This is a genomic window from Vibrio rotiferianus CAIM 577 = LMG 21460 (assembly GCF_002741985.1).
GTDB lineage: Bacteria > Pseudomonadota > Gammaproteobacteria > Enterobacterales > Vibrionaceae > Vibrio > Vibrio rotiferianus.
In genome coordinates this window covers 159,583-184,633 of record NZ_APHW01000002.1, presented here as the reverse complement: position 1 = coordinate 184,633, position 25,051 = coordinate 159,583, and the positions used below count along the sequence as shown (strand labels likewise).

The following is a 25,051-nucleotide window of genomic DNA, read 5'->3' as shown; positions in this document are numbered from 1 at the left end:
GCCCAATTTAATAGTAAAACTATCATCAAGAGTGAAGGCAAAATAGTAGCTAAATCCGCATACGACTAAAGGTGACTCTAAACAATTTGGTTAGGCAACTGTATCCGCTTTAATTGTCGGAAAGACTACACAAAACTGGGTTTGGTTATTCTCCGAAGTCACTCTGATTTGCCCATCATAAGCATGAACGATTGATTGAGTGATCGACAAACCCAGCCCTGCTCCCACGCTGCCTGAATGGTGGCGAGATTTGTCGACCCGATAGAAACGGTCAAATAGATAAGGCAAGTTTTGCTTAGGAATCATCTCACCAACGTTGCTGACCTTGATGGTCACACACTCATCATTTTGCTCAACATCAACTGAGATCGTCGTCTCATCATGTGCATGGCGAATCGCGTTGGACAATAAGTTACTGATAGCGCGCTCAAACATGTTTCGGTCCATATACAACATTGCCTCACCTGAAGTGGTAATGGACAGCGCCGAATCTTCCGCGAGTATTTCAAAATACTCGATCAAATGAGCCACCTGCTCATGCACCGCGAAGCGCTCGTTGTGTCGATGAATAAGCTTGTTCTCCGCTTTGGCAATATACAGCAAGTCATTGATGGTCTTGGTTATCCGTTCAAGCTCCTCCAACGTTGAAGCAATCGCTTCTTGATACTCCTCTGGAGTGCGGGCAGCACCGAGTATTACTTGGTTTTGAGTCGTTATGTTGGTCAGCGGCGTTTTGAGCTCATGAGCGATATCGGATGAGAACTCACTCAAACGATGAAACCCCATTTGTAAACGATCCAACATCGCATTGTGCTTAATTGCCAACTCTCGCAATTCAATCGGTAATGTTTCGGGAACGATACGAATATCCAACTGTTCCGGGCTGATATGTTGGATATGTTTGTTCAGAGTAAGAATTGGTTTCAAACCTCGACCCACGATTGTTCGGCTATACAAAGCAGAGGCTAAAAATGCAAAGCCCAGTGACCAAAATAAGATCCAGCCTAGCTTATTAAGAAACAGAAGATGGTGGTTAATGCTAACGCCAATCACCACGATGACGCCTTTAGCTTCAAAGGCAAACGCGCGAATATCTAGGGAGTCTTCATGCCACTCAATCGCATTATTTTGATTCAATATTTGCGGAGAACTCAGCTTGAGAGAAAGTTCTTTAGGAATTGAGAGTGTCGAGTTTTTATAAGTAAGTTCCCCCTCTTCGAATGCCCACATATAGGCAGAACTGTTATCGATAAGCAAATAGGCTGATTCACGAGAAACCAGCATGGTCTTCTCAATAGAGTTGTATTTGCTGATGGTTTCGTTGTAATCCTGAGTAAAGAAATGGCGCTCGATGGTGTAATAAAGAATAAATGCTAAAACAAGGTAAACCAGCAGTGTCGTGCCGACAAACATCAGCACGAGCTTGTTTTGCATGGATAGGTTGGCAGGCCGCTTAAACATCTGGCGCTTCCAGTTTGTATCCCATCCCTCTTATGGTATGGATTAAAGGTGTTCCAAATGGTTTATCGACCTTATTGCGCAGTCGTTTGATAGCAACATCAATCACGTTCGTATCGCTATCAAAGTTCATGTCCCATACCAATGACGCAATGGTGGTTCGCGATAATACCTGACCTTCTTTACGCATTAGCAACTCAAGCAGCGCATATTCCTTTGCTGTTAGAGTAATGCTTTGCCCGCCTCGTGTTGCCACACGCCTCATCATATCCAATTCTAAATCAGCGATTTGCAATGTATGGGAAGAGGTCTGTACTCGAGAGGAAGTATGATGACGGAATACGTTCTGAACTCGCGCCAGTAGCTCAGCAAACGCATAGGGTTTAACGACATAGTCATTCGCCCCTAGCTCAAAACCACGCACGCGATCTTCTATCTGTTCTTTCGCCGTGAGCATGATAACTGGGGTATGAATACCGCTGCTACGTAGAGTATTGAGTACTTGCCAACCGTCGAGCTTAGGTAGCATGATGTCTAGAAGAATTAGGTCATAAGGCTCACTGGTGGCGTGATATAGGCCATCAACACCATCACGAACCCAATCAACAACGTAGCCCGATTCCACCAGACCTTTCTGCAGGTACTCACCAGCCTTCAGTTCATCTTCCACAATCAATAATTTCAATTTCAGCCCTCTATCTTGACGGGTTGTATGCAATGCTTGTGATCGCAAAAAGAGCACGACACACATAGCATCATACTCTTTTCATTCGATGTTTTTATCGATTACTGTCGCGCTGTGCGTAGTGCACTTTAACATTCACCGTGCCTACATATTCCAATTGCCCCTGTTCATTCATGCGTTCTTGAACGGTAACAAACCCACCATCCTTAAGATGTGTGCTGTCAGAGGCAATGTCAAAGCTAAAGATATTTAACTCTTTATTTAACTCTCGAGCAGACAAGTTTTTCAATGACTGAAGCTCAGCCAAAGCGAATTGATATGCAGCGTCAGAGGTTGCCGTTGGTTCCACGGACACAGTTTTCATCTCGACTCTGTCTACGTAATTGCCGCCAGTAAAGTTAGGCTGAGCGAAGGCTGATGCGCTAGTGATTGCCATTGTTGTTACAAGGAGAACAGTTTTCAGTACTTTCATGTGGATGACCTTTGAGTGTGTTTGTTTTCAATAACTGCATTATTCAACAACACACCTGACACCAGCCTATCGCGAAGATGACATTTTTGTCATAAATCATAATCAGGTTCAAAGGTAGGGAGAGGTTAGAGCGAAACCTAGAGAAGTTATTCACTCAATCGATTTCCTTCGGCATTACCCGATAACGCATTGTTTAACTCAATAAAAAAGCGAAGTCATATGACTTCGCTTTAGGTTTTCGTTACTTACATTGCGCAACATAAACAAGTGTAATGTTAATCACACCTCGCGTTGCTTATTCTACGGTTACCGCTTTCGCTAGGTTACGAGGTTGGTCTACGTCCGTACCTTTGATCAATGCTACGTAGTAAGACAGCAGCTGCATTGGGATGGTGTAGTAGATCGCAGCCGTGAGTTCACTAACGTGTGGCATAGTAATGATCTTCATGGTCTCATCGCCTTCAAAGCCTGCGTCAGCATCAGCAAATACGTAAAGCAGACCGCCACGCGCACGAACTTCTTCAACGTTTGATTTCAGTTTTTCTAGAAGATCGTTGCTTGGTGCAACCACTACAACTGGCATATCTGCATCGATCAACGCTAGAGGACCGTGCTTCAGTTCACCCGCTGCGTAAGCTTCTGCGTGAATATAAGAAATCTCTTTCAGCTTTAGAGATGCTTCCATCGCGATTGGGTAGAACTCACCACGACCTAGGAACAGTGTGTGGTGCTTATCGGCAAAATCGGTTGCCAGTGCTTCGATTTCTTTCTCAAAGGACAGCGCAGCATTGATTTGCTTCGGAAGAGCATGAAGCGCTTCAACGATCTCTTTTTCTTTCTCTTTGCTGATGCGGTTTTGTTGCTTACCAAGGGCAGTCACTAGCATTAGTAGTGCAGAAAGCTGAGTCGTGAACGCTTTAGTTGATGCCACACCGATTTCCACACCTGCACGGGTCATGAATGCAAAGTCAGATTCACGAACCAGAGAAGAACCCGCGACGTTACAGATGGTCATTGCCGCCATGTAACCTTTCTCTTTTGCTAAACGAAGTGCTGCTAGCGTATCGGCTGTTTCACCAGACTGAGAAAGCGTGATCAATAGGCTGTTTGGACGCGTCACAAACTTGCGGTAACGGAATTCAGACGCAATTTCTACGTCACAGCTGACACCTGCAATATCTTCGAACCAGTAACGTGCTGTCATACCTGCGTTGTAAGACGTACCACATGCAACAATCTGTACGTGCTCAACTTTGCTTAGGATTTCTGCCGCGTTAACACCAATTGCCTCAGTAACAACAGAATCTGCCGTGATACGACCTTCCATTGTGTTGATCAGCGCTGTTGGTTGCTCGTAAATTTCTTTCTGCATGAAGTGACGGTAGTGACCTTTGTCACCCGCATCGTGTTCAGCATTTGATTCTGTGATTTCACGCTCTACACGCTCACCAGCTGCGTCAAATACAGTCACTTCGCGACGAGTGATCTCTGCAACATCACCTTCTTCTAGATACATGAAGCGACGTGTCACGTTAAGCAGCGCAAGTTGGTCAGAGGCAAGGAAGTTTTCACCCACACCAAAACCAATAACGATTGGGCTGCCTGAGCGCGCTACTACGATGCGTGAAGGGTCTTTACGATCCAGCGCTACCGTGCCATATGCACCATCCAATTGTTTTGCTGTCTTCTGTACCGCTTCTAGTAGCGTTTCTGAAGTGCGAAGTTCCCACTCAACCATATGAGCGATAACTTCGGTATCCGTTTGAGATTCGAAAACGTAACCGCGAGACTGAAGCAGAGCGCGCAACTCTTCGTGGTTTTCGATGATGCCGTTATGAACGACTGCGATATCCCCTGACATGTGTGGGTGCGCGTTTGCTTCTGATGGCTCGCCGTGAGTAGCCCAACGAGTGTGTGCGATACCCGTACCACCAATCACTTTTGCTTCATCGACTGCGTCAGCAAGTTCTTGTACTTTACCAAGACGACGAATACGCGTTAAATTGGTTTCACCATCAACAATAGCCACACCTGCTGAGTCATAACCGCGGTATTCCAAGCGGCGTAAGCCTTCCACCAAAATTTCTGCTACATCTCGTTGTGCCACTGCACCTACGATTCCACACATGTGTTTATCTCCGTTATTGTTTTGTTCTTCCCTGACCATGATTTCAAATAGAGGCAGCAAGCAAAGGCCTATATCCAGAGGGAAGTGAAATATGAAACTGTTTACATTATTAGATTAGGCGCAAATGACTTTTACGCCATGTTGTTCAATCTGTACTTTGTCTTCTGCCTGTAACTCTGCGTCGGTAACCAATACATCAATTTGGTCCCAAGCGAGTTCTAAGTTAGGGATCTTGCGCCCTACTTTCTCAGACTCAATCATGACGATAACTTCTCGTGAGACTTCTGCCATCACCTTGCTTAAACCAACCAATTCATTAAAGGTTGTGGTTCCACGCTCTAAATCGATACCATCAGCACCGATAAATAGCTGGTCAAAGTCATAAGCTCTTAATACTGATTCGGCTACTTTGCCTTGGAAGGATTCTGAGTGCGTATCCCAAGTACCACCGGTCATCAGTAATGTTGGTTCACTCTCTAATTCGTTAAGTGCATTGGCGACGTGCAATGAGTTTGTCATCACGACCAAACCACGTTTTTCATTTAATTGCTGGATCAACGCCGCTGTCGTACTGCCACTATCGATCACAATACGGTTATGATCTCGGATCAGTGATGCGGCCGCTTTTGCCAAGCTCAACTTTCGAACCGAAACATTTGAACTCATCTCTTCATGGATAACTTCCGTTGGAATCGCAATTGCACCACCATAACGGCGCAATAGTTGTCCATTTTTCTCCAAAGATGCTAAATCCTTTCTTATCGTGACCTCTGAGGTTTCGAATTTTTGCGCCAGTTCATCAACACTGACTTCCCCAAGCTCATTTACTAGATTAGAAATAGTATGTCTTCTTAGTTGAGTGTTTCGTTTCGACATTTTCTCTTTGACTATAAGTTTCGATTTGAAATTTATTATAGTCAAGTCGAAACTTTTAAGTCCATTTATTTCGATCCAAAAAATTAATATTTCTCGATAAAACCTTGTCCTAAGACAATTCTTAAACAGTGATATTGGATTCATTCAGTGGTAGAATTCGCCACCGAAAAGAAAAAAAATTACAGAATTGACGGTTATTTTTTTGCAACTTTCTGCATATAAAGTGGGATTAGTCACAAAAAGGTAACCAAAATTGCCGATCTTTTAGTCATAAAATGACTAAACTTGGTGAAAGACTTTCAGAATCTGAAGTTCCAATAATGTGGCGAAAAATCGATAGATGGCAGGCTCTAAATGTCGTCAAAACGCCTAAACTTCAGAGTAAACAACCGACTTTCAAATTGTAACAATACTTACCGGAGAGTATCTTCCATGAAAAAGACCAAAATCGTATGTACGATTGGCCCTAAAACTGAATCTGTAGAGAAGCTAACTGAACTAGTAAATGCTGGCATGAACGTTATGCGCCTTAACTTCTCTCACGGTGACTACGAAGAACACGGCACTCGTATCGCGAACTTCCGCCAAGTAATGGAAGCTACAGGCAAGCAACTTGCAATCCTTCTAGACACTAAAGGTCCAGAAATCCGTACTATCAAACTAGAAGACGGCAACGACGTTGATCTAGTAGCTGGTCAAGAATTCACTTTCACAACTGACATCTCAGTTGTAGGTAACAAAGACAAAGTTGCAGTAACTTACGCTGGTTTTGCTAACGACCTAAACGTTGGTAACACTATCCTAGTAGACGACGGTCTAATCGAAATGGAAGTGCTTGCAACTTCTGAAACTGAAGTTAAGTGTAAAGTTCTTAACAACGGTGCTCTAGGCGAAAACAAAGGTGTTAACCTTCCTGGCGTTTCTGTAAACCTACCTGCTCTATCTGAAAAAGATAAGAACGACCTTAAATTTGGTTGTGAGCAAGGCGTTGACTTCGTAGCTGCTTCTTTCATCCGTAAAGCTTCTGACGTTCAAGAAATCCGTGAAGTACTTGCTGCAAACGGCGGCGAGAACATCCACATCATCTCTAAGATCGAAAACCAAGAAGGTGTTGATAACTTCGACGAGATCCTAGAGCTTTCTGACGGCATCATGGTTGCTCGTGGTGACCTAGGTGTTGAAATCCCAGCTGAAGAAGTAATCTTCGCTCAGAAGATGATGATCGAGAAGTGTAACCGTGCACGTAAGATGGTTATCACTGCAACTCAAATGCTTGATTCTATGATCAACAACCCACGTCCTACTCGTGCGGAAGCTGGCGACGTTGCTAACGCAGTAATGGACGGTACTGACGCAGTAATGCTTTCTGGTGAAACTGCTAAAGGTAAGTACCCAGTTGAAGCGGTAACTATCATGGCTCAAATCGCGAACCGTACTGATTCAGCTCTAAAAGCTGAGCTAGGTTCTCGTCTAGACAGCCCACGTCTACGCATCACTGAAGCAGTATGTAAAGGCGCAGTAGACACAGCTGAGAAACTAGCTGCTCCACTTATCGTTGTTGCAACGGAAGGTGGTAAGTCTGCACGTTCAGTACGTAAATACTTCCCAACTGCAAACATCCTAGCACTAACAACTAACACTAAGACTGCTGCACAGCTAGTTCTAACTAAAGGTGTTACTCCAGTAGTTGTTGATTCTATCCAAAGCACTGATGCGTTCTACGTAACAGGTAAAGAGCTTGCTCTAGAATCTGGTCTAGGTAACAAAGGCGACATCGTTGTTATGGTTTCTGGCGCTCTAGTAGCTTCAGGCACAACAAACACAGCTTCTGTACACGTTCTATAAGACTGAAGAATTCAATCATCAGTTAAATAAAAAAGAGGGCTTCGGCCCTCTTTTTTTATATATTTCACTTGCCCTAGTATTCAGTACGCTATATTATCAACCACAACAGAACTACGTACTGTTTAATTGTCGTCACGATAAAAATCTATGAGGTGCATGTGTCTAGCCCAACTCTTACTGATAAAGTCTCGAAAATGATTCGCCAAGACATCCTGACAGGCGAATTAAAGCCAGGTCAAAAGCTCGTTGTTGCCGAACTAAAAAATAAATACAACGTTGGGGCATCACCAATTCGAGAAGCCTTAGTACAACTATCTTGGACTAAATACGTCAAACTTGAGCCACAAAAAGGTTGTTGGGTCGCTCCAGTATGCAAAAAAGAGCTCAACGATCTTTATGAAAGTCTGCGTGTCGTCTCTTCAGTACTATTGAAAAAGGCGATTCTTGCTGGAGATGAAGCTTGGGAACTAGATGTACTAACCTCTTACCATAAACTTTCTCGTGTTAATTTTGACGACACTTTTTGTTGGCAAGAATGGGAAGAGCGACATCATCAGTTTCACGTATCGCTGTTAGAAGGTGCTGATTCACAAAACATGTTTGAGTTCTTCAGTGATTTGATCCACCAGATCAAACGTTACCGTTACTTTGCTATGCAAACTCTTAGTTCAGAGAACGGCGCAATATTTGATATCGATGAACATGAGATGATCATGAAACTCGTGTTAGCAAAAAACAGCGAAGAAGCGATGCAATTACTGGATGATCATTTACTAAAATCGATGCAGCGCATCGAATCTGTACTTGAGATGGCGTAACGCGTACTTCGTAGTAACAACGACTATAAATCGGGCACATGCCCGATTTTTTTACGCAATATCATCACCACTATAGCAAAACGAGACACAGTTTCTTCCGCTGCTTTTTGCCTCATAAAGCGCAATATCTGCACACTTGTAGCTTCGTGTACTGTTCGCTGTTAAATCCGTATAACCAAGACTAATAGTCACACTAAGTTCTGCGTGTATATCGACAGCAATTCTCAATCGATTCAATACGATCTCAGCTTCTTTTGCGCTGGTATGCGGCATAATGACAGCGAACTCTTCGCCACCGACCCGAGCGACAAAATCGGTATTTCGTACGCCTTGGAGAAGCACTTTCGAAACAAGTTTAATGACTCGGTCGCCTTCGTCATGCCCACGTTCATCGTTTATACGTTTAAAATGATCGATGTCGACCAGTGCTAAGCAAGATGTCGGCGTCTCTGGGTATCGCTCTAACATATTCGCATTATATGTCAGTTGCTCTTCAAACTTACGGCGGTTCCAAAGGCCAGTGAGACCATCTTTTTCACTCAATTTACGCAACTGATCTTCGAGCTGCTTACGTTCAGAGATATCAACAAGTGAAGTAATGTAATAGCGGACCTTACCTGATTTTGCTTTGATCGCTTGCACACGCATAATTGCAGTAAACACATGGTTGAGCTTGGTTCGACAACGCACCTCTCCTTCCCACATATTTTCCTTACCAAGCAGTCCCCAGATTTGCAGAATGTATTCGAAATCTTCTGGTAAAAAGAGCAGCTTCTGAGCATTCCATCCTTCAACCCTCTTGGTGGAATACCCCATCATATTCTCGAATTCTTGGTTGATCATCATGATGCGATGAGAAGTATCTGTAATCATCACAGCCGTCATACCATCCAATGCCGCACGAGCGAGCTTAGATTCGATACTAAAGCGACGATAGTGCAGCGCGACGCCGGTAATAGGCAAAGCAAACACGAGCATCAAGCTAAGAACAAATAGTGCCTCTTGTACCAAATCATCTATGTCGCGTTCCGCACGCTGTAATAATTTTTCTTGGGATAAATCAATAACAAGGTGTAGATACTCACCGCGCACAAACTCTATTGTGTTGAACACAATCAAATGCTTACCAATGTACTCATAACCTATTTTCTCAGTTCCCATTTGTTGCCATATCTGCGGGTAAAATAACCCAAGGTTAAAGCGCGAACGGTCTGGAATAATATCGCCATACAGCTTTTCGCTATGCGGACTAGTGACGTAATAACCCGCTTGATTAAGCAGCTCGATATTAAAATCCTTCACTGGAGAGTAGTTTAGGCGAGATGACAAATACTGGACATCGATATTGAGAATAAGGTATCCCTGACGGATTCCATCCATAGCAACGGGCATCATGATCCGGACAGATGGACTATAAGGGTATATTGGCACACCATCATTTTCTTCTAGCTCAATACCCCATGAGCCTATTTGCCCATCTTTTAAATTTTTTGCGTATTGGAAGTAACGACGACCAGAACGGTCTCGCAACTTGTCCGCAGATGTCACTTGTCCTGTTTTGAAGTCATAATTGATACGTACACGCTCTTGCCCCTCAAGGCTTAGAAAACGAATCTTACGATACCACTTCTGGTTAACGGCAACGGAGCTCCATACCTCTTCCAAAATCGCAAGATTCTTTTGGTTGGGCTGGTGTAAGTAGTCATAAAGGCTTTGGCTGTGACCGAGAAGATCACTGATAGAAGATATTTGATCCAGAACGTTCTCATACTCACGTTCAGAGTAAGCTAGCTGATGTAAGGCTTCTTTTGCCGTATTTTCAATGTTATTTGCCAGCAGATTTTGGTACTTCTGATAGTAGTAGACTGAGATGAGCGCGCTAAAAAATAGCGTCGTTGCCAGCAAAGCACTGACCAACTTCCTGACTTTCACGCGTTCTACTACTCTTACTGGTTACTAAAGCAGCAATTATATCACTGTTTACTAATTTCTAAACAAAAAGCCATCGACTAGCGATGGCTTTTCTAAAATGTGTCCATTTACATCACGGTTTGAGGCAACGCTCTCCACGAGCAATACCCACAACACCACTTCGCGCAACTTCCACCACTTCGGTAACTTCTGAAATCGCTTGGATAAAAGCATCCAATTTCTCACTGGTCCCCGCTAACTGAACCGTATACTGAGAAGCGGTGACATCGACGATTTGACCACGGAAGATATCAGCGGTGCGCTTGACTTCAGCACGAGCAAAACCGCTTGCTTTCACCTTCACCATCATCAGTTCACGCTCGATATGCTCAAACTCTGTCACTTCTTGAACTTTGAGCACATCGATCAGCTTATGAAGCTGCTTTTGAATTTGCTCAAGCTGCATTTCATCGGATGTAGTCGTAATGTTTAAACGCGACAGTGTTTCGTCATCGGTTGGTGATACGTTCAAAGACTCAATGTTGTAACCACGCTGAGAAAACAAACCAACAACACGAGACAAAGCACCAGGTTGGTTTTCCATTAGTAAAGAAATAATGTGTCTCATATTAAGTACGCTCCGTTTTGCTTAGCCACATCTTGTCCATACCCTCGCCTTTGATCTGCATTGGGTAAACGTGTTCGGTTTCATCTACATTGATGTCAACAAACACCAAACGATCTTTCATATCTAACGCTTTTTGTAGACCCGCTTCAAGCTGATCTGGCGTTTCGATACGAATACCGACGTGACCATAAGCTTCTGCAATCGCTGCAAAATCAGGAACAGAACTCATGTATGAATTGGAGTGACGACCTTGGTAAATAATGTCTTGCCACTGTTTTACCATGCCTAAGAATCGGTTGTTCAGGTTGATGATCTTCACAGGGATGTCGTATTGCATTGCCGTCGACAATTCCTGAATGTTCATCTGAATACTGCCATCACCAGTGACCACGACCACTTCTTCTTCTGGCATTGCGAATTTCACGCCCATACCAGCAGGTAGGCCGAAGCCCATCGTGCCAAGACCACCTGAATTAATCCAACGGCGTGGCTTATTAAATGGGTAGTAAAGCGCAGCAAACATCTGGTGCTGCCCCACATCCGATGCAACATAAGCATCACCATTGGTTAGCTTATGTAGCGTCTCAATCACTTGTTGAGGCTTAATACGTTCAGAAGATGTTTCGTAAGCTAAGCAATTACGGTTGCGCCAAACTTGGATCTCTTCCCACCAGTTAGTGATTGCATCCTGATCGCTGCTGCTACCCTGCTCGTTTAGTAAGCCCACCATGGTTGCTAAAACCTTGTCGGCAGAACCTACGATCGGCAGATCCACTTTTACGTTTTTCGAGATAGAAGAAGGATCGATATCGATATGCATCACTTTCGCGTTAGGACAGTACTTTTCTAAGTTGTTGGTGGTACGATCATCAAAACGCACACCAATACCAAAGATCAGATCCGCTTCATGCATTGCCATATTGGCTTCATATGTACCATGCATGCCTAGCATACCCAATGAGTTCTTGTGCGTACCAGGGAAAGCACCTAACCCCATCAATGTACTCACTACTGGTAAGTTCAGTTGCTCTGACAACTCTTGGATATATTCAGAAGCGCCAGAAATCACCGCACCACCACCGATATACAATACCGGCTTCTTCGCTTCAACCAACGATTTCAGCGCTTTCTTGATCTGACCTTTATGGCCAGATGTCGTTGGCTTATAAGAGCGCATCGAGATGCTTTCAGGATACTCGTAAGGGAGCTTGATTTGCGGATTCAAAATGTCTTTTGGCAAATCAATCACAACTGGGCCAGGACGACCAGTTGTCGAGATGTAAAACGCCTTTTTGATCGTCTCAGGAATATCTTCCGCTTTTTTCACTAGGAAGCTGTGTTTAACGACTGGACGAGAAACACCCACGATGTCACACTCTTGGAAGGCATCATTACCGATCAGGTTGTTCGGTACGTTACCAGAGATAACGATCATTGGAATGGAGTCCATATACGCGGTTGCAATACCGGTGATGGTATTGGTCGCGCCTGGACCTGAACATACCAGTACTACACCAGGCTTGCCCGTTGCTCGTGCATAGCCATCTGCCATATGGGTAGCTGCTTGCTCGTGTCGTACTAATACGTGTTTGATTTGGTCTGTTTTGGCGTGCAGCGCATCGTAGATATCTAATACGGAACCACCTGGGTAACCAAAGATTTGTTCTACGCTCTCTTCAATCAGAGATTGCACAACCATCTCTGCGCCTGACAACATTGCTGTCATAATTGCTCTCCTTACCAGTATTCCTCTCCGTAAGGCCAACGGTTTGGTCTGGTTTTACATAGTCTAGGTCTTATTCGTAGCCTAATAGAAATACTTCCACTTTTTCAGCTATGTCTTGCGCCTGTCATAACAAAACGCAAGGTAACACAACAAATGTAACGTTTTATTATCAACGGGTCTAATGAGAGTTGAATCAAATTTTAAACAAGATGCTACAAATCAGAACAAAGACAGGGTTAGACGCTACCAAGAACGGCCAAATCAGAACCAATAGAACAAACAAGCCAAAAATAAAGTGAATAATTTCACTCAAAATAGCGGCGTAGAGTGTTTTTTTCTCTTTACTGAGAGGAAAGAAGTGTGAAAAGCGGTCATAAAAAATCCCCAGCAGCACAATACTAGGCAACTGGGGAGTTTTTCATCAATCTGAAATCTAAGTCAGCTTAAGTTACTTTTTATCTGACTTTTCTTTGTACATTTCTTCAATTTCATCTTGGTATTTGTCATTAATGACTTTACGACGAAGTTTTTGTGTTGGGGTCAACTCACCATCATCCATCGAGAACGCTTTTGGTAACAATTTGAATTTCTTAACTTGTTCAAATTTTGCCAGTTCTTTTTGTAGGTCATTCACTCGCTTCTCAAGCATCTCAACAATCTGGTGATGCTTAATAAGTTCAACACGATCGTGGTAAGCGATATTCAGTTCTTTTGCGTACTCTTCTAATGAGTCATAACAAGGAACAATCAGGGCAGATACAAACTTACGAGTGTCAGCAATCACAGCAATTTGTTCGATAAAGTGATCTTTACCGATTGCGCCTTCTACAACTTGCGGAGCAATGTATTTGCCGTTGGAGGTCTTCATCAACTCTTTGATACGGTCAGTAATGAACAAGTTACCATTTTCATCAATGTAACCCGCGTCACCTGTTTTTAAGAAACCGTGCTCATCAAACGTTTTTTCGGTTTCTTCCGGCATTTTGTAGTAACCGCGCATCACCATAGGACCACGCACTAAGATCTCGTTATTTTCACCGATCTTAACTTGCGCACCCGGCATTGCCATACCGATAGAGCTTGGGTCAAAACACTGGTCATCCCAACATGAAACCGTTGCAGTGGTCTCAGTCATACCATAACCAAGTTTTACGTTAATACCGATTGCATGGAAGAAGCGACCAATGGTTTCATCAAGCTTTGCACCACCACAAGGCATGAAGTTAATACGTCCACCCAACAATGCACGTAGCTTACTTAGAACCAACTTGTCAGCTAAAGCGTATGACTTACGCAGCATGAGTGATGGCTTGCGCTTCTCTTGATGACAAGCAGCCATCTTCGCGCCCATATTCACTGCCCAAGTAAACATAATCTTACGGTGGAATGGAGCACGCGACACTTTTTCATGGATCGCAGAGAAAATCTTCTCATAGAAGCGAGGAACGGCACTCATTACCGTCGGACGCACTTCGCTCAGCGCATCTCGCACTTGCATGGTGTCTTGTAGGTAGCAGTTAGTACCGCCTTTATAGAGTACGTAAAATGTCCACGCACGCTCAAATACGTGTGATAGTGGCAAGAAGCACAGCGATACGTCATCTTCAGTCAAACTCAAACGCTCATCATGGCCTTCAAGCTGAGCTGAGATGTTAGCGTAATCCAACATCACACCCTTTGGCTGCCCCGTTGTACCCGAGGTATAGATCAGCGTCAGCAAGTCTGCTTCTTGCGCCTGCTCTAAACGAGCATTAAGTTCTGGTTGATGACAATTGTCACCTTTTGCAACGAAGTCTCGCCAAGTCATGGCAAATGCATGCTCACCCAACTCAATATCGTCAGACATCGCTACGACTAGCTCAAGCTGCTTACATTCATCGAAAATACTGACGGCAGCATCAAACTGCGGCTGCTCACCAACAAACAGCACTTTTACATCAGCGTTATCAATAATGTAAGCCGATTGTGCAGCGGTATTGGTTGGGTAGATAGGAACAGTCACACCACGTAATTGCAACGCTGCGAAATCAGCGATGGTCCATTGTGGCATGTTGTTTGAGAAGATACCGATCTTATCTTGAACGCCCAATCCTTGAGCCAAAAGAGCAAGTGACAAAGCATCTACTTGCTGCCCAAACTGTTCCCAAGTTATACCCTGCCACGCATCACCCACTTTATGTTTGAGTGCAACACGGGTACCACCTTTCGCAATTTGTTCACGAATACGTTTAACGATATGAAAATCTAACTTGGCCATTCTCTACATTACCTTTTGGCTTACAGGCGTAAGCTATTTGAGCGAACAAGTGTAACCTCGACGCCTAAAAACGCAACTGACCATTATCAAACTTATCATTATTAAGAGAGCACTATCACTAATGAGAGCTTAGCATGCCTTTAACTGCTGAAGGTTTAATCAAGTTAAGTCGCTGTTTCAGCTATTAATTGGTAGAAATAAAAAGACCCCGAGAGACTAAGTTCTCTCGGGGCCAAGGAATTGTAAAAATTGATGATTACAAATCCAGTCTGACCAGTTAGTCAGGCTAAAAATTCAGCTTATTTAAGCGCTACCACTTCACCACAAGTGATCATAAGTTGATCACGTAGCCAAATGTGACCTTTATCTTTCTCACTTGATTCATGCCAGCTTAGATAACCGCTGATTTCTTTGTTTTCAAATGGGAAATCTAGGATTTGTAGTTGATCGCTGTTTACTGCGTTCTCAGCCATCCAACGTGGTGCGATAGTCACAAGCTCAGATTGGCTCACTACGTATAGTAGGTTGCTTAGGCTTGAACCTTCGTATGCTGCTTGGCAATCAAGCTCACGGTATGCTTGCTCAGAGAAGCTACGTTGACCGTGTACGCGTGATAGTTTTGCGTGTTTCTCGTTGATCAGTAGCTCTGCAGAAACACCGCCTTGGATACGAGGGTGAGTCTTAGAAGCGATCACAACCAACTCATCTTTGAAGATCTCAGTACTTGAGAAGCCCTGATCATCGAAGCGCGCATAGTCAATTACAAAGTCGATTTCTTGGTAGCGCATACGCTCAGATAGAAGACGGTCGAACTCTGCATCCAAATGAAGTTGCACACTCGGTGCCTGCTCATTAATGCTAGCCATAATTTTAGGTGCGAATCGCATATCACACGGGCTGCAAATCGCCAGTTTAAATAGACGAGTCGAAGACTCTGGTTGGAATACTGAGCTTGGTAATTCGTTACGAATAAGCTGTAGTGCTTGGCGGATTGGGCCAAACAGTTGGCGAGCGCGTTGTGTTGGCTGAATACCACGGCCCTGACGCATAAATAGCTCATCGTTGAACATCACTTTTAGACGTGCAACGGCATTACTAACCGCTGGCTGTGACATACCTAGGTTATGCGCTGCGCGGGTAATATTCTGTTCTTGCATCACTGCATCAAAAACCGTTAATAGGTTCAAATCTACCCCACGTAGGGTACTTTCCATACGGTAGCTTGCAATTGCGCTCATCGCGTCTTTTTTGTCTAACATTGAGTGCGCCTCTTGTGTAATCGTCAATTTGGTTCAGTGAATTCTTATTAAATATGGACTCAAGTTTACGCACCACTGGCACTCATTGAGTTCTCACATATTTAACGAATAGAAAACCGAGTTATTATTATATTTATCGTCCGGATAATTCCGGCTCGACCCGTACTATCAACTAATCAATCATGGTTTATCAACTAGATTGATATTTAATCACTATATTTTAGCCTTTTTATTATTTATTCATTAAAAATCAATCAGTTGATAAAAACATAAAAAACCATAAAAAAGATAAAATGAGGAAGTAAAGCAATCTATTGAGGAGAGTTATGGCTATCGAATGGCCGAAGAATACAAATTGACGACAGCTATTAATTCGACAAACTTTCACAAACTGGGGGTTATGGTTCCGATGCAAATCTCAACAGTTAAGCCAGATCATAACCAATTTGTTCAACCTAGATATATATGCAAGGCAGGAGTAATTCTCATCCACTGAGAGAAGGTGGAGAAAAGGGACACTTTTTCAGCTGAATAAGATGAATGATAGAAAGCGTAAATATATATACTCAAGTCACTTCAAGATACAGGATTCAAAGCGTTGTCACTGTTTCCCTGTTTAGTGAAAGTAAGCAAGAAAAACAACGAAGCGGAATAGCTCGCTCTTTCCAAGTTGTTTGGCGATGCGACTTAGTTATCAAAGAACGAGCTTCAAATTATTGCCTCGCCTTCAAACCAAATCATTCTCACTAAACCAAGCATCTCGAGGTTACTTGAGTATAAGTCTAGAAGCGCACGGGCAAACGCTCACTGATAAGTCATATTGACTGATTGTATTAATCAAATAGCTATAGAGACACTTCTGCATAACTGGGGAAATCCACTTTATCCCACAACTGTTTTGCAAGAGATTCAGGTGAGTCCCATACGCCCTGAACAACCCATTCGGCAATCGCACTCGCTACATCCGGATAATGAATACTTTCAGCTTGTTCCTCACATAGCCATTGCCTCACCGTCCCAACATCTAGAGCGTCCATAGAATATGCCAGGCCTAACGCTTCCAATGTTGCAACATTGCTTTGTTGCTCGAACTGCCCGGATAAAGGTTTGAGTAATAGCTTCTTTCCTAAAGAGAGCGCCTCTGATGGCAACTCAAAACCACCATTCGCAATCACTCCAATACAGCTTTGGAGGTGATGTTGAAAGTGAGTGTGACTCAGCGACCTCAATTCAACATTCTCAATACGTTCACTTTCAATTACATCAGGGTGATAACAGATGAACGCTTGTTGATTGAAGTGGAATAACAAATCGCAAATGTCTTCTATTGACTCAAATGGCAAGTACACTAAAACAAAATCTTGATTATCAGCTGTATAGTCAAGCGTATGAACGATAGGCGGCAAGATGGGCTGCTCAAAATGATACCAATGTAATCCAAGCAGATACTGTGATGGAGCAAAATGCTTAATCATCGACTTATCAAGCCAGTTAGCGCCCTTGGAAGGTACTGGGTAGCGGAATGCATTCTGATGGCTAATGCCAATGCAAGGTGTATTTTGCTTGCGTGCCGCCCATGCCGAAACAGGTTCAAAGTCATTGATAACCAAATCATAGGGCGATAAATCAAGCTGATTCACCTCTTTGAGAAACTGAATAAAGTTGGAGTTCAATGCCGTTTTAACGTAATTAACTGACCCCTTTTCAGTAATAAAAGAAAAGCCTCTGCGAGTTTGATAATCTCCAAATGACTCCATCGAAAAGTACTTCTCTGGAGCGCGGCCAGAAAACAAAAAATCAACCTGCACATCGTGAACCTTAAATGCTTCACTCATGGCTCTTGCACGTGCGATATGACCATTTCCCGTCCCTTGAACACCATAAAGTATTTTCATGAGTTAGCCTCCTACGAGAGCAATAGCAAGCGAACCACACATGCTACCTAGCAGTGCTCCAATAATGATATCGGTAAAGAAGTGAACACCGAGCAATATACGCGATATCCCTATCAAACTAGCCCAAGCAACAGCAAACATACCTAACTCTGGGTAGAAATGGTGGATAAGCGTAGCCATCAAGAATCCAGCGGCGGTATGACCTGAAGGTAAGCTATAACGATCTGAAGGGGTGATAAAAGCAGGCAGTAAAGCACTTAACTCTTCAGGTCGACGTCGCTTAAAACTATTTTTCAACATCCAGTAAATGGGTAACTCGATGGCAAATGCGGTCAATCCAGCAAATAAGAACCAATGACCATGTTGCTTATCAAGAAGCCAAGCCAATAGACCTAACACTATGTAGAGATGCCCATCACCACTGTGGGAGACACCTTTACTAATGTTCGCGACTTGCTGATTGAAGCGGTGTTGCAAACACACACTGGAAAATGCCAAATCAAACTTGGCAATGCTTTCGATTGGTTGGGTAATTGTCTCTAAAGCTCGCATGTAACTGTCCTTTACTTTGACAACGACGTTGTATGAAAAAGTAGGCGTTGAAGGTGACAACTACATGACGAGAAGTTGGACAATTAATGACAAAAGCCCCTTTATCATCAGTGTAAAGAGGCTAAAGCGATAAAATAATGAGAGGGATTAGTAAGTTCTATGAATATCTTGGGAAGAGATAGGATCTGCAATAAACCACAGTTTTCGATCTTTGCGGCACGCCTTAATAGCACCAGATGATTGTTCTCCTTCTTTAGTAAGTTCATAGTTTAAGAATCTGCAAGTGTAGTTACCAAAGAAGCCTTTCAACGGCAAATCAATCTCGGAATTAGCTTGAGTGTGGTAGTTTACAGACAATAAAGGGTTAGGTTGAGTAGATAAAATATCTCTTTGAACGACGTTGCTTCGCACGTAATCACGATGAACGTAACCTCTTATCACTCCTTTTTGCTCTACCAACAACCATGGTTTACCTACAACTTTGGCTAGAGCATTAAAAACCTCACCTTTTTGAAGTTCACCAAGTTTATCAGCATGTTTGCCCGGCTCAGATCTTAAATTCAGTACAGTTTTAGAGCGGTAGGAAACCCCCAAAAACTCTAGATTCTGATAGCCCCTCACTTCCTCTTCGGTGTACTTACTAATAGATTTAGATTTATATTCAACTGGTTGAACATGAATTTTCCACCAAGCATAAGTGGACGGGTCTTTACCTTTCCAGTTACTTTTAGAATCAGACTCTAATGCTTCTAGTATCTGATTTAAAAAATAATCTCGCCCCTGCTGACTTAAGTACAGGTCCATCTGTTCGGTCATTATCATGACACTCTCAGAGTGGCTCGCCGCTTTTTCTTTTGATATTTGATCGGATTGTATCTTCGGTTGAAAATGCAGCATCTGACACCCTGCTAAAAGCAATGCACTCAAAACTAACATTGAGTGACCAAGTTGTTTTCTTAAGCCCATAGCACCTTCCTTCGCCTAATTCTATCTGCCTGGTAACGCCCCCTACTATAAAATGCAAGGATTGAATTATCTCAATAAAATCTGACGTTTGTGTGCTAAGTCGCAAACGATATATCTATATAAGAACTTGAATTCCCATTCGGCTGACATCCATCATTTAAGGTAATCATGGAAAAGCTATATGTAACAAAGTTCAAAGGATATGAAACTAATACGGCGCTCCCATAGCCTTTATCCGAATAGCAAAGTCCATGTCAGATAAGCTAAACCTCATCCAATATGAATAAAAAATCAACTTTAGGGTTGACGTGTTCCATTGAGTGCGGTACTAATTTGTTAACTTAATTTTGTGGAATGCTTAACAACTATGTCAGCACGTTTTTCTATCCTGCTTAGCCTCCTCCTGATCGTGACCAATTCGCGCGGGTAGGCTGTGGAAGAAAAATAACCACACCAATTTCTAAGAAGCCCGCATGCAAATGCGGGTTTTTTTATATCTAAATACCGGAAGTAAACGATTAAATTGCACGAAAAGTGCAGAAATCATGAAGGAAGCAAACATGAACGATCAGGTCATTATATTCGACACCACGTTGCGTGATGGCGAACAAGCGTTGTCAGCAAGCTTGACGGTTAAAGAAAAACTGCAGATTGCCTATGCGCTGGAAAGGCTAGGCGTTGATGTTATTGAAGCGGGTTTTCCGGTTTCTTCTCCGGGTGACTTCGAGTCCGTACAAACCATCGCAAAACACATTAAAAACAGCCGAGTTTGTGCCCTTTCGCGTGCCGTTGCGAAAGACATCGATGCTGCCGCTGAAGCGCTAAAAGTCGCAGACGCATTCCGAATCCACACTTTCATCTCGACTTCGACTGTTCACGTTCAAGACAAACTGCGCCGCAGCTACGACGATGTTGTAGAAATGGGCGTGAAAGCCGTAAAACACGCACGTAACTACACCGATGACGTTGAGTTTTCTTGTGAAGATGCTGGTCGCACCCCTATCGACAATCTATGTCGTATGGTTGAAGCGGCTATTGATGCTGGCGCAAGCACCATCAATATCCCAGATACCGTTGGCTACACAGTACCAAGTGAATTTGGCGGCATCATTGAGACGCTATTCAACCGCGTACCAAACATCGACAAAGCGATCATCTCTGTTCACTGCCACGATGATTTGGGTATGTCTGTTGCCAACTCTATCGCTGCCGTTCAAGCGGGCGCTCGTCAGGTAGAGGGCACTATCAACGGTATCGGTGAGCGTGCGGGTAACTGTTCTCTTGAAGAAATCGCGATGATCCTAAAAACGCGCCAAGAATTCATGGGCGTGCATACCGGTCTAAAACACGACGAAATCCATCGTACCAGCAAGTTGGTCAGCCAGCTTTGTAACATGCCAATCCAGAGCAACAAGGCGATCGTTGGTGCCAACGCATTTAGCCATTCTTCAGGGATCCACCAAGATGGCATGCTAAAGAACAAAAACACTTACGAGATCATGACGCCTGAGTCAATTGGCCTTAAGAACCAAGCATTGAACCTAACCAGTCGCAGTGGCCGTGCTGCGGTTAAGAGCCACATGGACGCGATGGGCTACAAAGAAGAAGAGTACAACCTAGATGCGCTGTACGAAGACTTCTTGAAGCTTGCTGACCGCAAAGGTCAGGTGTTCGACTACGATCTAGAAGCACTAATGCACTTCTCGAACTTGCGCGAAGAAGACGACTTCTACAAGTTGAACTACCTAAGCGTTCAATCTGGCAGCGTAATGGCAACCACCAGCGTCAAAATGCAATGTGGCGATGAAGAAATGTGTGAAGCTGCCGTCGGTAATGGCCCAGTTGATGCGCTATACCAATGTATCTACCGCGTGACCGGTTACGAGATCGTCCTAGACAAGTTCGACCTAACCGCAAAAGGCGAAGGTGAAGATGGCCTTGGTCAAGCAGACATCATCGCTAACTACAAAGGCCGTAAGTACCACGGTACAGGCGTTTCTACCGATATTGTAGAAGCATCTGGCCAAGCGCTATTACACGTAATCAACAGCATTCATCGTGCCGACAAGATTGAAGAGATGAAGCAAAAGAGAATTGCGACGGTTTAATCATTAATTCAAGGAGCTTGAGTCCCACAACACAGGCTCCAACCAAATTCGTTTTAGACAAGCTCAAAAAATTTAGAAAATTTAAAGGATTAACATGACAGACAAATCATACAAAATTGCCGTTTTACCAGGCGACGGCATCGGCCCAGAAGTAATGGCGCAAGCACACAAGGTGCTAGATGCAATCGAGAAGAAACACGGCATTGCGTTTGAGCGTGACGAGCACGATGTAGGTGGTATCGCGATCGATAACCACGGTTGCCCGCTTCCAGAAAGCACAGTCAAAGCCTGTGAAGAGTCTGATGCAGTCCTATTCGGTTCAGTTGGCGGCCCTAAGTGGGAGCACTTACCACCAAATGACCAACCAGAGCGCGGTGCCCTACTGCCGCTACGCAAGCACTTCCAACTGTTCTGTAATCTACGCCCGGCACAAATTCACTCAGGTCTTGAAGCCTTCTCACCACTACGTGCAGACATCTCAGGTCGTGGTTTTGACATCGTGGTAGTCCGTGAACTAACAGGCGGTATCTACTTCGGCCAACCAAAAGGTCGTGAAGGTGAAGGTCCAACAGAGAAAGCGTTCGACACTGAGATTTACCACCGCTTTGAGATCGAACGTATTGCAAAAATCGCTTTTGAGTCTGCTCGTCTACGCCGCAAGAAAGTGTGCTCAATCGACAAAGCGAACGTTCTACAAAGCTCTATCCTATGGCGTGAAGTAGTCGAAGAAATCGCAAAAGACTACCCAGATGTTGAGCTGTCACACATGTACATTGATAACGCAACCATGCAGCTTATCAAAGACCCTGCACAATTCGACGTAATGCTATGTTCGAACATCTTCGGCGACATCATTTCTGATGAGTGCGCGATGATCACTGGCTCTATGGGCATGTTGCCTTCCGCGAGCCTAAACGAAAGCAAGTTTGGTCTGTACGAACCAGCTGGTGGTAGTGCTCCGGATATCGCAGGTAAGAACATCGCTAACCCAGTGGCGCAAATCCTATCCGCGGCACTGATGTTGCGTTACAGCCTAGGTGAAGAAACGGCGGCACAAGACATTGAATCGGCAGTTTCAAAAGCACTATCAGCGGGTGAGCTAACGGGCGACCTTGCCGGTGACAACCCAGCACTTTCGACGTCTGAGATGGGCGATAAGATCGCTGAGTACATCTTAAACTCTTAATACAAAACAGATTCATAATAAATACTAAATCCTCGGTCAACCAATGGCTTTCTTCTAAGTCATTGGGGCAATAGCAAGGCAGCAAGGCCATTTATATTAAGGCGTTTAGTTCGCTAAATAACTGGATAAATGGGTGTCGCTAACGCAGTTATTGCGGCAAAGGCGACGAGGAAAGGAAGCAAACAATGGGCAAAACATTATACGAAAAAGTCTACGACGCACACGTTGCCGTTGCAGCAGAAGGGGAAAACCCAATCTTGTACATCGATCGTCACTTGGTACACGAAGTGACGTCTCCGCAGGCATTTGACGGCTTGCGTGAAAAAGGTCGTAAAGTGCGTCAGGTCAGCAAAACTTTTGCCACCATGGACCACAATGTTTCTACTACAACCAAAGACATCAACGCCTCCGGTGAGATGGCACGTATCCAGATGGAAACGCTATCGAAAAACTGTGAAGAATTTGGCGTTACGCTTTACGACATCAACCATAAATACCAAGGTATTGTCCACGTTATGGGCCCAGAGCTTGGTATTACCCTACCGGGCATGACGATTGTTTGTGGTGACTCGCACACAGCTACACACGGAGCATTCGGCTCTCTCGCTTTTGGTATTGGTACATCTGAAGTTGAGCACGTATTAGCAACTCAAACGCTAAAACAAGCGCGCGCTAAAACGATGAAAATCGAAGTAAAAGGCAAAGTGGCGCCGGGCATCACGGCGAAAGATATCGTGCTAGCGATCATCGGTGAAACCACAGCTGCTGGCGGTACAGGCTACGTGGTTGAATTCTGTGGTGAAGCGATCACCGACCTTTCAATGGAAGGCCGCATGACCGTATGTAACATGGCGATTGAGCTAGGTGCGAAAGCCGGTTTGATTGCACCAGATGAAACCACATTCGAATACATTAAAGGCCGTAAATTCTCACCTCAAGGTGCGGACTTTAATGCAGCAGTAGAATACTGGAAGACATTAAAAACTGACGATGATGCTCAGTTTGATGCGGTTGTGACGCTAAACGCAGCAGACATCAAACCACAAGTCACTTGGGGTACTAACCCAGGCCAAGTTATCGCGGTAGACCAGCCGATCCCAGCACCAGAAAGTTTTGCCGATCCAGTAGAAAAAGCCTCGGCAGAAAAAGCATTGGCTTACATGGGTCTAGAAGCGGGCAAGTCATTGTCTGATTACAACGTCGATAAAGTCTTCGTTGGTTCTTGTACTAACTCACGTATCGAAGACATGCGCGCAGCCGCTGAAGTAGCGAAAGGTCGCAAAGTCGCGTCTCACGTTCAAGCGCTTATCGTCCCGGGCTCTGAGCAAGTAAAAGCGCAGGCAGAAGCGGAAGGTTTGGACGTTATCTTTAAAGAAGCGGGCTTTGAGTGGCGCCTACCAGGTTGTTCAATGTGTCTAGCAATGAACAACGACCGTTTGGGTCCACATGAACGTTGTGCGTCTACTTCAAACCGTAACTTTGAAGGCCGCCAAGGTCGTGATGGCCGTACCCACCTAGTGAGCCCTGCGATGGCAGCGGCGGCAGCAATTGCTGGTCACTTTGTAGATATCCGTGAACTAGACTAAGGAGCAAACAAATGTCAGGCTTTAAACAACACACAGGCTTAGTTGTTCCTCTAGATGCAGCGAACGTTGATACTGATGCCATCATTCCAAAACAGTTCCTGCAAAAGGTCTCTCGCCTAGGGTTTGGTAAGCACCTATTCCATGACTGGCGCTTCCTAGACGATGCTGGCGAACAACCGAACCCAGAGTTCGTGATGAACGCTCCTCGCTACAAAGGCGCTTCTATCTTGCTAGCGCGTGAAAACTTCGGTTGTGGTTCTTCTCGTGAGCACGCTCCGTGGGCACTAGCGGATTACGGCATCAAAGCGATGATCGCACCAAGCTTTGCCGATATTTTTTACGGTAACTCGATCAACAACCAAATGGTGCCAGTTCGTTTGACTGAGCAAGAAGTGGATGAAATCTTCCAGTTTGTTGAGGCGAATGAAGGCGCAGAAATCGAGGTCGACCTAGAAGCGAATGTGGTTCGTGCTAACGGCAAAGAGTACAGCTTTGAAATCGACTCATTCCGTCGTCACTGCCTGCTAAACGGTTTGGACAATATTGGTCTTACCCTTCAACACGAAGACAAGATTGCCGAGTACGAGGCGAATATCCCAAGCTTCTTGAGCTAATTCAAATCGTAATTGAAACAAATACAGGGTTGGCATTGGCCAACCTTTTTTCTTTATATTCATTGTGTCAGGAAAGAAATC

The 25,051-nt window shown here is 44.2% G+C and carries 19 protein-coding genes; 6 read left to right on the top strand and 13 right to left on the bottom strand.

The window, feature by feature from the left end:
- Nucleotides 1–90: 90 nt before the first annotated feature.
- From B853_RS01665 to B853_RS01645, 5 genes are all read right to left on the bottom strand, one after another.
- Nucleotides 91–1,461: a heavy metal sensor histidine kinase gene (locus B853_RS01665; protein WP_038885802.1), complete on the bottom strand. Its 1,371-nt coding sequence runs from the start codon at nt 1,459–1,461 to the stop codon at nt 91–93.
- Nucleotides 1,454–2,143, bottom strand: a complete 690-nt coding sequence (locus tag B853_RS01660) for a heavy metal response regulator transcription factor (protein ID WP_038885809.1) — start codon at nt 2,141–2,143, stop codon at nt 1,454–1,456. The genes B853_RS01665 and B853_RS01660 overlap by 8 nt, the downstream gene beginning before the upstream one ends.
- A gap of 94 nt (nt 2,144–2,237) precedes the next feature.
- Entirely contained in the window at nt 2,238–2,615 is a 378-nt protein-coding gene (locus tag B853_RS01655; RefSeq protein WP_038885803.1) for a DUF3316 domain-containing protein, read from the bottom strand.
- Nucleotides 2,616–2,910: 295 nt separating this feature from the next.
- Nucleotides 2,911–4,743 (bottom strand): glutamine--fructose-6-phosphate transaminase (isomerizing), encoded by a 1,833-nt coding sequence (glmS, locus tag B853_RS01650; protein ID WP_038885804.1) that lies wholly within the window; start codon nt 4,741–4,743, stop codon nt 2,911–2,913.
- A 114-nt stretch (nt 4,744–4,857) separates the two neighbouring features.
- Entirely contained in the window at nt 4,858–5,619 is a 762-nt protein-coding gene (locus B853_RS01645) for a DeoR/GlpR family DNA-binding transcription regulator (RefSeq protein ID WP_038885805.1), read from the bottom strand.
- A gap of 432 nt (nt 5,620–6,051) precedes the next feature.
- Here B853_RS01645 and pykF point away from each other — a divergent pair, with 432 nt between their 5' ends.
- Both pykF and B853_RS01635 read left to right on the top strand, forming a co-directional pair.
- On the top strand, nt 6,052–7,464 hold the full coding sequence (gene pykF, locus B853_RS01640; protein WP_010445663.1) for a pyruvate kinase PykF: 1,413 nt from the start codon (nt 6,052–6,054) through the stop codon (nt 7,462–7,464).
- 158 nt (nt 7,465–7,622) lie between these two features.
- Nucleotides 7,623–8,282: a GntR family transcriptional regulator gene (locus B853_RS01635; RefSeq protein ID WP_010445661.1), complete on the top strand. Its 660-nt coding sequence runs from the start codon at nt 7,623–7,625 to the stop codon at nt 8,280–8,282.
- A 51-nt stretch (nt 8,283–8,333) separates the two neighbouring features.
- Here B853_RS01635 and B853_RS01630 read toward each other — a convergent pair whose 3' ends face one another.
- The 8 genes from B853_RS01630 to B853_RS01595 all read right to left on the bottom strand — a co-directional run bounded on the left by B853_RS01630 (nt 8,334) and on the right by B853_RS01595 (nt 19,476).
- The gene (locus tag B853_RS01630) at nt 8,334–10,214 is read right to left on the bottom strand and encodes a sensor domain-containing diguanylate cyclase (RefSeq protein WP_038885806.1); all 1,881 of its coding nucleotides are present in this window, start codon (nt 10,212–10,214) and stop codon (nt 8,334–8,336) included.
- 112 nt (nt 10,215–10,326) lie between these two features.
- A complete protein-coding gene (ilvN, locus tag B853_RS01625; protein ID WP_005430438.1) occupies nt 10,327–10,821 on the bottom strand; it encodes an acetolactate synthase small subunit in 495 nt (164 codons plus the stop codon).
- A gap of 1 nt (nt 10,822) precedes the next feature.
- Entirely contained in the window at nt 10,823–12,547 is a 1,725-nt protein-coding gene (locus tag B853_RS01620; protein ID WP_010445654.1) for an acetolactate synthase 3 large subunit, read from the bottom strand.
- 448 nt (nt 12,548–12,995) lie between these two features.
- Nucleotides 12,996–14,804, bottom strand: a complete 1,809-nt coding sequence (locus B853_RS01615; protein WP_038885807.1) for an AMP-dependent synthetase/ligase — start codon at nt 14,802–14,804, stop codon at nt 12,996–12,998.
- A gap of 299 nt (nt 14,805–15,103) precedes the next feature.
- A complete protein-coding gene (gene calR, locus B853_RS01610; protein WP_010445651.1) occupies nt 15,104–16,063 on the bottom strand; it encodes a LysR family transcriptional regulator CalR in 960 nt (319 codons plus the stop codon).
- Nucleotides 16,064–16,908: 845 nt separating this feature from the next.
- Entirely contained in the window at nt 16,909–17,958 is a 1,050-nt protein-coding gene (locus B853_RS01605) for an MJ1255/VC2487 family glycosyltransferase (protein WP_038885322.1), read from the bottom strand.
- A 3-nt stretch (nt 17,959–17,961) separates the two neighbouring features.
- Nucleotides 17,962–18,510: a phosphatase PAP2 family protein gene (locus B853_RS01600; protein WP_038885323.1), complete on the bottom strand. Its 549-nt coding sequence runs from the start codon at nt 18,508–18,510 to the stop codon at nt 17,962–17,964.
- Nucleotides 18,511–18,657: 147 nt separating this feature from the next.
- Nucleotides 18,658–19,476 carry an SH3 domain-containing protein gene (locus B853_RS01595; RefSeq protein ID WP_010445641.1) on the bottom strand — a complete coding sequence of 273 codons (819 nt, stop codon included), beginning with the start codon at nt 19,474–19,476 and terminating at the stop codon, nt 18,658–18,660.
- Nucleotides 19,477–20,036: 560 nt separating this feature from the next.
- Here B853_RS01595 and leuA point away from each other — a divergent pair.
- The 4 genes from leuA (at nt 20,037) to leuD (ending at nt 24,970) form a co-directional block, all read left to right on the top strand.
- On the top strand, nt 20,037–21,584 hold the full coding sequence (gene leuA / locus B853_RS01585) for a 2-isopropylmalate synthase (RefSeq protein WP_010445640.1): 1,548 nt from the start codon (nt 20,037–20,039) through the stop codon (nt 21,582–21,584).
- A gap of 94 nt (nt 21,585–21,678) precedes the next feature.
- Nucleotides 21,679–22,770, top strand: coding sequence for a 3-isopropylmalate dehydrogenase (gene leuB / locus B853_RS01580; protein ID WP_038885325.1), 1,092 nt, complete (start codon nt 21,679–21,681; stop codon nt 22,768–22,770).
- A gap of 185 nt (nt 22,771–22,955) precedes the next feature.
- Nucleotides 22,956–24,356: a 3-isopropylmalate dehydratase large subunit gene (leuC, locus tag B853_RS01575; protein WP_038885326.1), complete on the top strand. Its 1,401-nt coding sequence runs from the start codon at nt 22,956–22,958 to the stop codon at nt 24,354–24,356.
- Between the two features lie 11 nt (nt 24,357–24,367).
- Nucleotides 24,368–24,970, top strand: a complete 603-nt coding sequence (gene leuD, locus B853_RS01570; RefSeq protein ID WP_038885327.1) for a 3-isopropylmalate dehydratase small subunit — start codon at nt 24,368–24,370, stop codon at nt 24,968–24,970.
- The last annotated feature ends 81 nt before the right edge of the window (nt 24,971–25,051 follow it).